This window comes from Pedobacter agri (assembly GCF_032678665.1).
GTDB classification, from domain to species: Bacteria; Bacteroidota; Bacteroidia; order Sphingobacteriales; family Sphingobacteriaceae; genus Pedobacter; species Pedobacter agri_A.
On the sequence record NZ_JAVTSH010000002.1, the window covers coordinates 1 to 14,474 of the forward strand.

General features: G+C 37.5%; 10 protein-coding genes. 1 reads left to right on the forward strand and 9 read right to left on the reverse strand.

The features are described from left to right. Positions 1-424 precede the first annotated feature (424 nt). Positions 425-1,405 (forward strand): acyl-ACP desaturase, encoded by a 981-nt coding sequence (locus tag R2Q70_RS03430; RefSeq protein ID WP_316806263.1) that lies wholly within the window; start codon positions 425-427, stop codon positions 1,403-1,405. 78 nt (positions 1,406-1,483) lie between these two features. Here R2Q70_RS03430 and R2Q70_RS03435 read toward each other — a convergent pair whose 3' ends face one another. From R2Q70_RS03435 to R2Q70_RS03475, 9 genes are all read right to left on the reverse strand, one after another. Beyond that, on the reverse strand, positions 1,484-4,855 hold the full coding sequence (locus R2Q70_RS03435; RefSeq protein ID WP_316806264.1) for a methylmalonyl-CoA mutase family protein: 3,372 nt from the start codon (positions 4,853-4,855) through the stop codon (positions 1,484-1,486). A 158-nt stretch (positions 4,856-5,013) separates the two neighbouring features. Further along, positions 5,014-6,669 carry an alkaline phosphatase PafA gene (gene pafA / locus R2Q70_RS03440; RefSeq protein WP_316806265.1) on the reverse strand — a complete coding sequence of 552 codons (1,656 nt, stop codon included), beginning with the start codon at positions 6,667-6,669 and terminating at the stop codon, positions 5,014-5,016. A gap of 69 nt (positions 6,670-6,738) precedes the next feature. Continuing rightward, complete coding sequence (locus R2Q70_RS03445) at positions 6,739-8,028, reverse strand: folylpolyglutamate synthase/dihydrofolate synthase family protein (protein WP_316806808.1); 1,290 nt, start codon at positions 8,026-8,028, stop codon at positions 6,739-6,741. A 154-nt stretch (positions 8,029-8,182) separates the two neighbouring features. After that, positions 8,183-9,016: an energy transducer TonB gene (locus tag R2Q70_RS03450; RefSeq protein WP_316806266.1), complete on the reverse strand. Its 834-nt coding sequence runs from the start codon at positions 9,014-9,016 to the stop codon at positions 8,183-8,185. Then, on the reverse strand, positions 9,016-9,417 hold the full coding sequence (locus tag R2Q70_RS03455; RefSeq protein ID WP_316806267.1) for a biopolymer transporter ExbD: 402 nt from the start codon (positions 9,415-9,417) through the stop codon (positions 9,016-9,018). The genes R2Q70_RS03450 and R2Q70_RS03455 overlap by 1 nt, the downstream gene beginning before the upstream one ends. After that, positions 9,417-10,121: a MotA/TolQ/ExbB proton channel family protein gene (locus R2Q70_RS03460; RefSeq protein WP_010602389.1), complete on the reverse strand. Its 705-nt coding sequence runs from the start codon at positions 10,119-10,121 to the stop codon at positions 9,417-9,419. The genes R2Q70_RS03455 and R2Q70_RS03460 overlap by 1 nt, the downstream gene beginning before the upstream one ends. After that, positions 10,121-11,590, reverse strand: a complete 1,470-nt coding sequence (locus R2Q70_RS03465) for an SPOR domain-containing protein (RefSeq protein ID WP_316806268.1) — start codon at positions 11,588-11,590, stop codon at positions 10,121-10,123. Before R2Q70_RS03465 ends, R2Q70_RS03460 begins: the two co-directional genes overlap by 1 nt. Before the next feature lie 285 nt (positions 11,591-11,875). Beyond that, positions 11,876-12,610 (reverse strand): NUDIX hydrolase, encoded by a 735-nt coding sequence (locus R2Q70_RS03470; RefSeq protein ID WP_316806269.1) that lies wholly within the window; start codon positions 12,608-12,610, stop codon positions 11,876-11,878. Between the two features lie 162 nt (positions 12,611-12,772). Then, positions 12,773-14,470, reverse strand: a complete 1,698-nt coding sequence (locus R2Q70_RS03475) for a hypothetical protein (protein WP_316806270.1) — start codon at positions 14,468-14,470, stop codon at positions 12,773-12,775. Positions 14,471-14,474: the final 4 nt, after the last annotated feature.

The following is a 14,474-nucleotide window of genomic DNA, read 5'->3' on the forward strand; positions in this document are numbered from 1 at the left end:
AATATTTACTGAACCATATAGGGAAATAGATATATAGTTGGTTTTGTTCCTATATGGTATTAGAAAACAACATATTTGTTGAACCATATAGGCACATAGTTATATAGTTTTGATTGGTTTAAGATCTAATATTTATCAGCTCGGTATTCGCTACCAATGGTGGCCACCTAAACCTGATGGTACGGAAATCCTTTTTGGGGGTAGAAACCTTCGGACATTAGCAAACCATCCCCAAAAAGATTGGAGGGACAGCAGGACTGAAACCGACATTGGAACACTGTATTTGCTTTACAAATACTTATTGTTATAAGAGAAGGGTGTTTTTAAATCAATTTTGAAACTGATTCTCTTCAAAAGTGTTAATAACATGAGGTTTGCCATAATATTTGGTTATCTTTGGCATAACAATATATAAATACAAATAATGAGTTTTTTCGCAGATAAAAGAAGGGAAGTAATGGTGCATATTGAAAAATATATGCTGGAGATGATGGATACCTATCTTAAACCGATTGATACTAACTGGCAACCATCGGATTTTTTGCCTGATTCTACAAGTGAAAACTTTTATCAAGATATTAGAATTTTAAGAGAAAATGCAAAAGATCTTTCTTATGATTTAGTTGCAGTTTTAATTGGTGATACGATTACTGAAGAGGCGCTTCCAACTTATGAATCGTGGTTAGCTATGGTTCAGGGACCAAGTATGAAAGAAGATGGTGGATGGATGAAATGGAACCGCCACTGGACGGCTGAAGAGAATCGTCATGGTGATTTATTGAACAAATATTTGTACTTATCTGGTCGTGTTGATATGCGCCAAATGGAGATTTCGACGCAGTATTTAATTGCGGACGGCTTCGACATTGGAACCGGACATGATCCTTACCGGAATTTTATTTATACATCTTTTCAAGAACTTGCTACAAATATTTCTCATAGAAGGGTAGCTTCTCTTGCTAAAAGAGATGGCGATACATTATTATCAAGAATGTGTGGAACGATTGCATCTGATGAAGCTAGGCATGCAAAAGCTTATAAAGATTTCATGAATCGCATTTTTGAAGTAGATCCAAACGAGGCTATGATTGCCTTCGAGGACATGATGCGCAAGAAAATTGTAATGCCAGCGCATTTCTTACGTGAAGTAGGATTAAAAATCGGGCAGACTTTTGGACATTTTACAGATGCGGCGCAACGTTTAGGTGTTTATACTGCGGTTGATTATGTAGAAATTATGCAATCGTTAATTGAGGATTGGAAAATTGAAGGGATGCGTGATTTGAATGAAGCTGGAGAAAAAGCCCGTGATTATATTATGGCTTTACCTGCTCGTTTGTTGCGTGTTGCTGAAAGAATGAAAAACCCAACAATGGATTATAAATTTACCTGGATTGCAGGATAGAATATAAAATTGCTTAAACAAAAAAGGGTTCTTTTCGACTTGAAAAGAACCTTTTTTTGTTTTGAACCGTCTAAGTAATTACATGTTTCTCCTGTATTGACCACCAACTTCGTAAAGCGCATTACTAATTTGCCCAAGTGAGCAAACTTTACAAACTTCCATCAACTGTTCGAAAATATTATCGCCTGCTATAGCCGACTTCTGCAGTTGTTTTAGTAAATCAGCAGATTTATCACTGTTTCTATCCTGAAACTTTTTTAAAGCAGAAATTTGATATTGTTTTTCCTCTTCAGTTGCCCTGATCACTTCTCCAGGAACAATTGTTGGAGAGCCATTTTTGTTTAAAAAAGTATTTACACCAACAATGGGATATTCGCCTGTATGTTTTAAAGTTTCATAGTACAGGCTTTCTTCCTGAATCTTTCCGCGTTGGTACATGGTTTCCATTGCGCCGAGTACGCCACCACGATCATTAATTCTTTTAAATTCTTGCAGCACTGCATCTTCAACCAGGTCTGTCAGTTCTTCGATAATAAAAGCACCTTGTAGCGGGTTTTCATTTTTCGCCAGGCCCAATTCCCGGTTGATGATCAATTGAATAGCCATTGCTCTCCTTACCGATTCTTCGGTAGGTGTAGTAATGGCCTCATCGTAAGCGTTGGTATGAAGGGAATTACAGTTGTCGTAGATTGCGTACAAAGCTTGTAGCGTGGTACGAATATCGTTAAAATCAATTTCCTGCGCATGCAATGATCTTCCTGAAGTTTGAATGTGGTACTTTAATTTTTGTGAACGATCATTGCCTTTGTATTTGTTTTTGATTGCTTTCGCCCAGATTCTCCTAGCAACCCGACCAATTACGGCATATTCAGGATCTATTCCATTAGAGAAGAAGAAGGAAAGGTTGGGTGCAAAGTCGTCAATATGCATGCCTCTACTCAAATAGTACTCTACAAAGGTAAATCCGTTACTTAGGGTAAATGCCAGTTGTGAAATTGGATTTGCCCCAGCCTCGGCAATGTGATAACCTGAAATAGATACAGAATAGAAATTCCGGACTTTTTCATCAATAAAATATTTTTGAATATCGCCCATCATTCTCAAAGCAAATTCGGTAGAAAAGATACAGGTATTTTGCGCCTGGTCTTCTTTTAAGATATCTGCCTGAACGGTACCTCTAACTGAGCTGATTGCTTTTGCTTTAATTTGAGCATAGATATCAGGTGGTAAAACTTCGTTGCCAGTAACCCCTAAAAGCATTAAGCCCAAACCATTATTTCCTTCAGGAAGATTTCCGTCATAAGATGGTCTTTCTATGTTTTTTGCTTTGTAGATGGATTCTATCTTTCTGTTTGTTTCATCTTCTAAACCATTCTCAATAATATATTTTTCACATTGCTGATCAATTGCAGCATTCATGAAAAAACCTAAAAGCATTGGAGCGGGGCCATTGATGGTCATGGAAACCGATGTTGAAGGCGCACATAAATCAAAACCTGAATAAAGTTTTTTTGCATCATCTAATGTTGCAATGCTTACACCAGAATTACCAATTTTACCATAAATATCAGGGCGGATGTGCGGATCTTCACCATAAAGTGTTACCGAATCGAAAGCTGTAGACAATCTGTGTGCCGGTTGTCCTAAAGATACATAGTGAAAACGTTTATTGGTTCTTTCTGGACCGCCCTCTCCGGCAAACATTCGTGTCGGATCTTCACCATCACGTTTAAGCGGAAAAACACCTGCGGCATATGGAAATTCTCCAGGCAGGTTTTCGGTAAGCAGCCACCGTAAAATATCTCCCCAGTCTTCGTAACGTGGCAGTGAAACTTTTGGAATATTCAATTTTGAGAGTGATTCGTAAAAAAGCGGCTGTTTAATTTCCTTATCTCGAACTTTGTAGATAAAAAATTCTTCTTTATATGCTTTTTTGGTATCAGGCCATTGACGAAGTAGGCGTTTGCATTCTCCATCTAATTGTTCTTCAAAAAATGTATAAGCTTCTACCAGTCCAGAACCGATTTCCAGATTTTTATTTTCGTTAGCCAAATCTATTACACCTTTCAACTGATACATTTTTCTTGCTGTTGAAGTTTGTTTATCAACCCATTCATTATAAGTTTGACTGGATTCAGCAATCTCTGCGAGGTAACGAATTCGATCTGGTGGAATGATGTAAATCTTCTCCGATTGATCGGAGGTCAATTCCATTTTAGCTTTAAAATCCGTTCCGGTTTTGGATTTTATTTGTTCCATCAAAGCCACAAATAAATTGTTCATTCCCGGATCATTAAATTGCGATGCCATTGTTCCGTAAACCGGAATTTCATCATCTTTGGCATCGAAAATATTGTGATTGCGCTTATATTGTTTTCTGACATCACGAAGCGCATCCAAAGCTCCTCTTTTATCAAATTTATTTATCGCTACCAGATCTGCAAAATCGAGCATGTCGATTTTTTCCAGTTGTGTAGCTGCACCAAATTCCGGAGTCATTACATAAAGCGAAACATCACAATGTTCTGTTATTTCAGTATCCGACTGACCAATTCCGGAAGTTTCGACAATAATCAAGTCGTAGCCAGCTGCCTTACAGATATCGATACTTTCCTGAACATTTTTTGACAAGGCCAAATTAGCCTGACGGGTAGCGAGCGAACGCATATATACCCTTGGATTGTTGATGGCGTTCATTCTAATCCTGTCGCCCAACAGCGCTCCTCCTGTTTTCCTTTTTGAAGGATCGACGGAAATGATGGCAAGTGTTTTATCTTTAACTTCTACCAAAAATCTGCGCACCAATTCATCAACCAGCGATGATTTTCCAGCTCCTCCAGTTCCTGTAATTCCTAAAATAGGTGCCTGATTGTTTTGCGATAATTTTTTCAATTCATTTACAAAAGCCTGAGCACCTTCAGGATCATTTTCTGCCACAGTTATTGCTCCAGCGATTGCTTTTACTTCTTTATTAGGGATGGTTTGTAATTCGTTGGTGATTTCGGTTTTGGTTACAAAATCTGTTTTAATTAACATATCGTTAATCATTCCTTGCAAACCCATCTTACGGCCGTCATCTGGAGAATAAATTTTGGAAATGCCATAAGCTTCCAATTCATCAATTTCCGTTGGAAGAATTACACCACCGCCGCCTGCGAAAATTTTAATGTGTCCGGAACCACGTTCCTGCAAAAGATCGAACATATATTTAAAATATTCGATGTGACCACCTTGATAGGAGGTCATGGCAATGCCCTGCACATCTTCTTGTATGGCACAATTTACCACCTCATCAACTGAGCGGTTATGGCCAAGGTGAATTACCTCTGCACCTGAAGATTGCAGAATGCGACGCATGATATTAATGGTTGCATCATGTCCATCAAACAACGCTGCCGCAGTGACAAAACGAATTTTATTTTTTGGCTTATATATTTCTACTTGTTGCATACTATAGGAGTTATGACCTTACAGAATGAAATTCTGTAAGGCTTGTTCCGAATATATTTGGTTCAACAAATGTAGCAAATACTTATAATTTGAGGGTTTTATTATGGTATTGATACTGTTTATAAACAAGAAAGCCACCTTTTTGAGGTGGCTTAATTTTATTTGTTAGTGATTTCAGTGATGGGCTCGCCAACAGTACCATTTGGCATTTGAATATGTAATAATGCAGCCAGGGTTGGCGCAATGTCGGTCATGTAATGTGTTTTATTTGTAGCGCCAGGTTTGATTCCCCAACCCATAAACACCAATGGAATATGTGCATCATATGGATTCCAGTTGCCGTGTGTTGTACCTGTACTGCTTCCATTAAACCAGTTTGGATTTAGAATATAGTACAAATCGCCGCTTCTACGGGCGTTGTAACCATTGGTGATCATCCTTTTTTGCACTTCAGGCAGGGTAGCTAAAGACACGCGAGAAACGTCAACTACATTTGCGAATCCATCTAGTCTTTTCAAAAACTCAATTGAAGCCGCTTTAATCACGTCGAAACTTACGTTCAAGTTATCAGTTTTATCATGATCAAAATGAATTTGGTTATTCATCGATTTTAGAACCACATTGTTAACCTTGAATTTTTCATTTAAAAAAGCATTCAATTTGAAAACTATATCTCTATCGCTTACAATACCAGCCGGAAGTTTATTTTCCTTCATAAAACCGGGAACATGGGCAACCGCATGATCTGCACTTAAAAATATTGTGTAATTCCCTTTACCTACCTTCTTATCCAAATAATTGAAGAAATCTTCGAAATCTTTGTCTAAACGCAAATAGGTATCTTCAAGTTCTACTGAATTTGGTCCGTAAGCATGGCCAACGTAATCTGTTGATGAACAACTTACGGCAAGAAAATCGGTGATGTTATCCTGTCCTAAATCTTCTGATAAAATTGCAAGTTTTGCTAAATCTAAGGTAAGGGTGTTACCATAAGGCGTGCTTCGGATGGCATCGAAATTTTTATCAATGTTTTGCGCTAAGAGGTGAGGGAAAGTACTGTTCTTACCTTCATAAGCTTTTTCATCAGCTGTGCTGCTGGTGTAGGTATTAATTGGATACAATGTTTCCCAATTCTTAGCATAGAACTTGTTTGCAAGCTTCATTTTATTGTAATCAGCAATCCACATTGGGACTTCATTCATATAATAGCTGCTCGTAATCCAGTTACCAGTGCTTCCCTGGTACCAATAGGCAGCATTTGCAGCATGGCCGGCAGGAAGGATAGAGCCTCTATCTTTTAACGAAATACCAATAACTTTTCCTTTAAAATTTGTCGCTAACCTTAATTCATCAGTAATGGTTGTGGTCAGCATGTTTTTTGGCGACATGTTACCTTCTGGAGATGGGCTGCTTCCAACGGTTACCACTGTAGAATCTTCTGTACAGTAAACATTTTTTTTAGTTTCTGAATCGTACCAATCATTACCGATAATGCCATGAACAGCAGGAACTGAACCTGTGTAAATGGTGGTATGGCCAACAGCAGTATAAGTTGGCGTGTATGGAATCAGCGTATTTTCTACAGAGAAGCCTTCGTTTATTAATCTTTTGAAGCCACCGTTGCCATAACGATTGTAAAAGCGGTAAAGGTAATCCCAACGCATCTGATCGACAACAAGACCCACCACCAATTTCGGGCGAGCTACTTCAGCTGGAAAGGCTTTTACCGGAGCCGTGGTTTTTTTAGTTTGGGCGTTTGCAAAAGAGATGGAAAATAAAGATAGGGAAAAGAGTAAATAAGGTATTTTCTTCATTCTGTTTTTAGTTAAAGGCCTAAAGTAACAATTTTTAAATGAAGATATTTTGAAGATTATGTAAAGATTTTATATCGCTTCTGCTACAACAAATGTGCTGCCACCAATGAAAATCAGGTCACTTGTGTTTGCTGATTTAATGGCAACTTCTTTCGCCTCAGCAACTGAAGCGTAAGATTTTCCCATCAACTGGAAAGTTTTAGCTTGTGCTTTTAAATCACGTGCATCAAGCGCTCTTTCTAAATCTGGTTTGCAAAAATAGTAGGTTGCATTTTTTGGCATCATGGAAAGGACCTTCGAGATATCTTTGTCCTTTACCATCCCAAATACAATGTGAAGTTTTTCGAATGGTGTTTGTGCAATGTTTTTAATCACTTCAGCAATGCCAGCTTCATTATGACCAGTATCACAAATTACTAAAGGGTTTTTGCTCAATGTTTGCCAGCGTCCCTGCAAGCCGGTTAATTTTTTCACCTGTTTCAGGCCTGTATAAATGCTATCTTCAGAGACATGAAATGTTGTTGTTTTATTTAATACTGCTATTGATTGCAATACCGTTAAAATATTTTTGTGTTGATACGTGCCGGTGAGATCGCAAATCAGATTTTCATATTTTATTTGATCATCCTGGTAAACTGCCAAAGAAAGCTTTGTATTTCTGATTTTAAAATCTTTCGCAGTTAGTATTGCATCAGCAAATAGGATAGGTGCATTCATATCTTTAGCTTTCGCGAGAAAAACAGGAGCCGATTTTTCCTGCGTTTCACCAATCACTACCGGAATGTTGTTTTTAATGATGCCTGCTTTTTCGCCCGCAATTTCTTCCAGGGTGTTGCCCAGCATATTGGTATGATCCATGCTGATATTTGTAATCACCGAAAGCTCCGGCTGAATGATATTTGTAGAATCCAGTCGGCCGCCTAAGCCAACCTCAATAATGGCAATGTCTACCTGATGTTTGGCAAAATGATCAAAAGCCAGTGCAACCGTAACTTCGAAAAATGAAGGCTCAACCTCGTTGATTAGTTTTTGTTGATTTTGAACGAATGAAACGACTTCCGTTTTACTGATCATTTTTCCATTAATGCGAATGCGTTCGCGAAAATCTTTTAAGTGTGGCGAAGTGTATAAACCTGTTTTGTAGCCTTGCGCTTGTAAAATAGCGGCAAGCATGTGTGATGTAGAACCTTTTCCATTTGTGCCAGCCACATGGATGCTCTTAAATTTTTGTTGAGGATTATCTAAGGCTTCACAAAATATGATCGTATTGGTTAAATCTTTTTTAAAAGCTGAAGCGCCAACCCTGGTAAACATGGGCAGTTTGCTGTATAAATAATCAAGCGTTTGCTGGTAGTTCATCATTATAAGCCAAATATAAGCTGAATTTGCGATTACGAAATGAACTTAGGGAAGATTTTAATCATGTTAAATGTTGTTGGTATTGATATTATATAGAAAACAAAAAAGCACAGGTGGTTAGCCTGTGCTTTAATTATACTTTTAAATACTTAAATTAATTTCTTCTAAAATTAAATACTACTACTCCAGTTTGACTATCATTTGCAACATCAGATTGATTTAAAGTTGAATTCATCACAGCTTCTATACATTTGTTGACTAATATCGTATTTGTTGTTGTTGAACCTTTTAGTTCTTGTTTAGCGCTTGTGATTTTTCCAGCCTTATTAAAAGAAATTCTGATTGCTACTCTACCTTCTTCCTGACCATCATCTTTTGGAACAACTAAATTGGAAAAGCGTCTCAAAGGAATCGGCTTGTTACCAAATCCAGAACCACCTTCACCGTAGTTGTTAGCCAAAGGATCTCCGTTAATTGAACCTTGATTTCCAGGCGTATTCCCTGTTCCATCACCCTGACCCTGACCAGTATTCTTTTTACCCTTGTAGAGTGCATTCTGATTGATCACCGGTTTTGAAGGTTTATCTTCGGTTGCAGGCGTAGGTGCAGTTGTAGTTGCCTTTGTTGGTTTTGTATTTACCGCAATAGCCTCTTCCGTGTTTTGCGTTAGCACTTCTTTATCACTGTTTTCACTCGTGGTAGTAGGCGTAACTTTTTCCTCCGGCGTTACCTTGTCGGGCGCTTTTCCATTTGCATTCGGATCAGCAGAAGGTTCTTCAATACTGGTATAATCATCACCCATCCCTTCGGCTGAGGTTCCATAGTTTACTACCATACCACCCATACCTACTTCTTCAGGTGGCTGGAAAGAACCAATTACAATAAAAAAGCTAATTAACAACAGAAAACCCATTATCCCTGTAGAAATAGCGATAGCCTTCGGATAATTGTTTTCTTCGTTATTTATATTTTGTGCTTTGTAGTTCATTATTTTTTAGGCTCAACGGCTACAACAAGTTTCAGTTTTAACTTATTTGCGATATCATTTACCACAAATCCATCCTGATAAGTTACATTACGTGATACATATAACAGGATAGTCATGTCTGGTGCTAGTTTCTGATAAGCCTCTAAAGTTGGCTGTAATTCTTCAATGGTCACCGGTTTTTTATCAACGGAATATTTTAAATTTTCGTCTATCGTAACGGTAACTGCTTTTTTTGCGGTAGATTGTTGTCCGCTAGATGATTGGGGCAATAAAAGCTTAACCACAGTAGGGTTAACTACTGCCGATGCCAATAGAAAAAATAGCATCAGGAAGAACATAATATCGTTCAACGCTGAAGTATGTACTTCTACTGACCCTTTTGTTCTTTTGCGTAAGTTCATTATTTACCTGGTTCCTCTAATAAATCAATAAAATCAATTGCATCTGTCTCCATTTTAAGGATGATTTTTTCTACCATGATATTTAGGATATGGTAAAGTACATATGCAATAATACCAATAATTAATCCTGTAGCTGATGTGATCATTTTGGTATATAAACCACCAGAAATGGTTCCGATTTCAATCGCACCTTTAATAGATACCTGGTGGAAGATCGTAATTACCCCAACAATTGTACCTACGAAACCCAGCATTGGCGCAATACCGGCAACAATTCCTAAAATACTAATGTTTTTCTCTAATTTAGAAACCTCCAGTTTACCAACATTTTCTATAGCGCCCTCAATCTCTTTAATCGGGCGGCCAATGCGTTTTAAACCTTTTTGCAACATGCGGCTCAACGGAGAATTGTTGTTTCTTAACTGAGACATTGCCCCATCTAAATTTCCCGATTGAATATACGATCTGATTTGCCCCATTAAGTTAGACTCATCTTTAGTGGCCTTTTTGATAGTTAGATAACGCTCAACGAAAATAATTAATGCTAAAAAGGCTAAGAAAGCCAACGGAATCATTACCCATCCGCCTTTAAAAAGTAAATCGATGAAATGCAGTTCCGGCTCTGGCTGAGTTAATGCTTGGTTAACCGCATTTGCTGTGTCTTGAAGTGCTTGTGTGGTGTCCTGAATTAATAAAGTTATCATTATGGTTGTGTGTTGTTTTTTATTTCTTTAACGTAAAATCCTTCGCCCTTCAATCTCTTTTGAAGGATATCTTTTTGTTTGGTGGCTTCATCTTTAGTAGGGAAGCTGGCAATACTTACTTTTTTTCTTTTGCCTTCCATTTTCGCAATGGTTGCATTAAGGCCAATCTTTTTCACCTTAGCAATGTATCGTTGTGCAGCAGCTTCTGTTTCATAAGAAACGGCGATAACGTGAAACATCGTTTTCTCTGGTGAAACCACAGGCGTTTGCTTAGTATTAACGCTGGTTTTGGCTTTTGCAGTATCTGTTTTCATTACACCAACCTGATTTGCCTTCAATATGCTATCAGTTTTGGCGATAGAATCCTGTTTTATTTTGGTGGTATCAATTTCATTTTTAGGTGAATCAACCACAGGAACCGGAACAGATGGGGTAGTTGCTGTTTGGCGACTGAACAAATCAGGCTTGATAAAATAGATGATTACACCAATCAGCAGCAGTGCGAAAATTGCAATAAGAATCTTCGGCCAAAGCGATTTCTCTTCCACTTGGTCAGTTTGGTTAATTATTGGGTCGTGACCAAAACGGTTAGGATGTTCTGCATGTTGCTCCTTAATAAAAGTTGGTGCTTCGATAACAGTTTCTTCTTTTGGCGTTTCTTCTTCGAGGTTGATATAAGTTTTAGGTACTTCTGATTCAGGCGTATGACCAAACCTTTCTGGATTTTCCTCATGTTGCTCAACCAATGCTTCAGGCACCGGAACGTGCTCATTCTGCAAAGCCTTTACAGCTTCTTCATCTTCCGGAGTGTGGCCAAAACGGTTAGGATGCGTAGCATGCTGTTCTTTTATAAATTCAGGAACATCATGTTCTTCAGCCGGCTTTTCTGTATGTTTTAGTGTATTTTTTAAATCATCGTTAACTTCATCCAATTCAATATTTTCAATAATGGGATGAATGTGAGCTGTTGCCTTTGGTTCAGTTGGTACTGAAGGTGCTTCGGCAATCTCCTCATAAATTTCATCATCATCATTTTTTGGCGCTGGTTCGCTTTCTTCAACAGATGCTTCAGCTAATGGAGGAAGACCATAAAATTCGGAACCATAATTGATGTTTTTAGCTGCTTCGAAACTTAAACCCTCATGTTCAGTAAAGAATAACCTGCCAAGATTTTCCAGATCAGCCTCGTGCTCTTCTTCAAGCTTTTGCTTTACTTCATCAACAAATTGTGAAATGTAGTAATCGGCACTTTCTACAGAAATGTTTCTCTGAGCTGAAATGTAATCTGCCAGTGATTGATCAGGCTTTACATCCGAAGAAAAGTTTAAGGTATAGCTCGGTGGCAAAAATGATTGTTTTTCCTTATCATAACGGCCAGGCGATTTCTTTTTATAGAAAGTCCCTAAGCCGGAAATACCAACTTCCTTACGTTGTTGCAAGAGTTCTAAAAGGTATGATAAGATGTTCATCCGGTAAAATTAAGCGTTTAAAGTTAAAAAAATATATTCTACCGTTAAATAGTGTTTAGAGCAGCAATTAAGCATTTCGGCTTTAAGGGGGATGTTATAATGAGATTTGGTTGTTTTTTTAATCATGCAAATTATATTGTTTGGAAAGATATTTTGCTCATCCTTTCAAAGATAACGGTTACAAAGATAGAAATGGTATGTTATGAAGCAAATGGCAATATTTTATGTTGACTGAATTGTAGGTAATCAGGCTTAGCATGGAAATAATATACAGTAAACCAATGGTTACCAATTTAAACCTTTTAATGCGAGCTCATAGTTTTCTTTATCGAATTTATACAGGTGTGGCGCTTTGTGCGCACCGCCTTTTCGTGGCTCATCAAGTTTAATTAGAATATTGTATCGCATTATTTTGCGGTAGAAATTACCACGATTTAATTTTTGGCCCAATATTGTTTCATATAATGATTGAAGTTCTGGCATCGTAAAATGTTCTGGCAGCAAGTTGTAGCCGATGGGTTTATAACTGATGTGTTCCCGCAGAGCAGTCAATGCCTTCATAATAATTGATTGATGATCCATTGCCATTTTTGGTAATTGATTTACAGAAACCCATTCACAGCTGTCAGAAAATATATCGATAACAGGCGTTACGTCACTTTGATTAACCAGGGCGTAATAGCCAATGGTAATGAACCGTTGTTTGTGCCACAAATGATCAGGATAATCTTTAAAATAATCTTCCGATCGGTTTAAATCACCAAAGACACCAAAGTTATTCAGGAAAATTTTATCAGCTCCGCTGCGTTCAAACAGGATCCTTTGCGCAGCATCGTCGATAGATTCATTCTTATTGATGTAGCCGCCGGGTAAAATCCAGTGTTCATCATTTTTTATTTTTAACAACAGTACATTTAAACTGGCATTTTTAAAACCAAATACAACACTATCTATTGACACATGTGGCAATGATAAGTTCCACAATTCGGCACTTGCATCTTGAATCTCTTGAATGATCATTGGCGCTTCGTAAGTTTTTGAGAATACTAAATTAACGATTTGTTTTACTTAGCTAAATTCTCGCTTTTCTATTTCAATTATCGAACAGTTTTAAATCAAAAAAAATGCCTTCGAATTTTGAAGGCATTTTGGTTTAAATATTATTTTGGTGGAGTTTGCCGTTTAAAACGAGTAAGTTAATCCTCCAAAAATGTTAAACCCATTAACCTGATAATATAAATATCTGCTGTAGTTCGAGTTTAAGATATTGTTTGCCTTTGCAAATACCGAAAATTTATTGTTGATTCTATAATCTGCACCAAGGCCTAAATCAACAAAACCTTTAACCGTAACGATAGATTCGATACCTGGATTTGGAATTAAATATTGCAATGGATTTACAGGTTGCTGAACATTTACCTTTGCTTTAACATCATCCTGAATGACAACGCCGGCGTTAAAACTCAATTTTTTATTGTAGGTATAGACGAAATTCGAATTCACTTTCAATCCAGGTTTAAACCAGGAGTATGTTTCAGATGCAGGTTTCCAGTCATCAATGTTTAGTTTACCTGTCCATTTTAATGCATCGCTCACCTGAATCGAAATTTCGCCTTCTAAACCTGTTAACTTTGTTTTACCGAAATCGTAAATTACATCGAACTTATTGAAATCATCGAAATTGTTAATGAACAAAGGCATATCATCAAACTGTTTCATATAAAAACGAGCTTTGTAACCAAAACCTGGTCCGCCGGTACCTTTAATACCTGCACTGATGCTTAGTTTTTCAACTGTATTTTTTACCAGTATGTTGCTGTTTAACCAAGGATTCTCATCCGTAAAACTCTTCATCGAGTTTCTGTTCACATCTCCCTTCACTTCTCCAAAAACCTGTAAATAATCAGGAACCAAAGTAAAATCTGCTGTTACCGATGGGAATAATTTTGAGCTGCTATAAGCGCCAAATTCCTGAACGAAGTTAATTCCTGCGGTAACTTTTGCACCTTTAACCTGTAAACGGATGTAAGGATTTAAACGTAATAAATTATTGCCCACACTGGTTAGCGCATCTTTCGTGTTGCCAAATTCAGTTGAGGCCGCCAACCCTAAATTAAATGAACTAATGCGTTTGTTTAAATAACCGTTTAAGCTTAAATAACTTTCTTTGGCGCTAAATTTATCGTTCCAAAGGTATCCGTTTGCTTTAACCGCATAACTCAATGCATCTTCATCTTCGGTAAAATTCTTAACCAGTTCTCCCTCAAGTTCGATAAGTGAAAATGCCTGTTTCTGAGGATCAGGGTTTAAAGCCGGATTAGCATTGTCAATTCCGTAAAAATAGGTTCCATTGCGTTCCAGATTGATGCGTCCGCTAACGGTGTTTTCTTCTAAAATACTTCTGCCAAAAACACTTAACTGTTGGTTGCTGCTGTTTTGTTTGTTCAGCTTTCCTTCCTGACTAAAGTGTTTAATGTAACCACCAAGCTGAAGACCTTCATCTTTTCCGGTGTTGAAATAAGCTTCGCCCAATAAAGTGGATAACGAACCAAATGCACCTTTTACATAATTATTAACTAAGATACTTGCTTTCTCTTCTGCTAAAGCCTGTGCCTGCAATTTCTGAATATCGCTGTTCAGCTCCAGTTTCCTATCGGTTATGCTATAATTTAATTTTGCTTTATAGGTTTTAACATCATCCAAATTCGGACTTCTTCTCAGTTTTACGGCTTCTGCTAAAATCGGTTTGTAAGGACGTACAACTTCAATTTCCTCGTTTACTACCGTTTTCTCTTCTGGCTTTTTATCCTGCGCCTGAGCAGTCATTAATCCAGCAGCTAAAAAAAACAGTGAACTATATATATATTTAATCGACTTCATAATT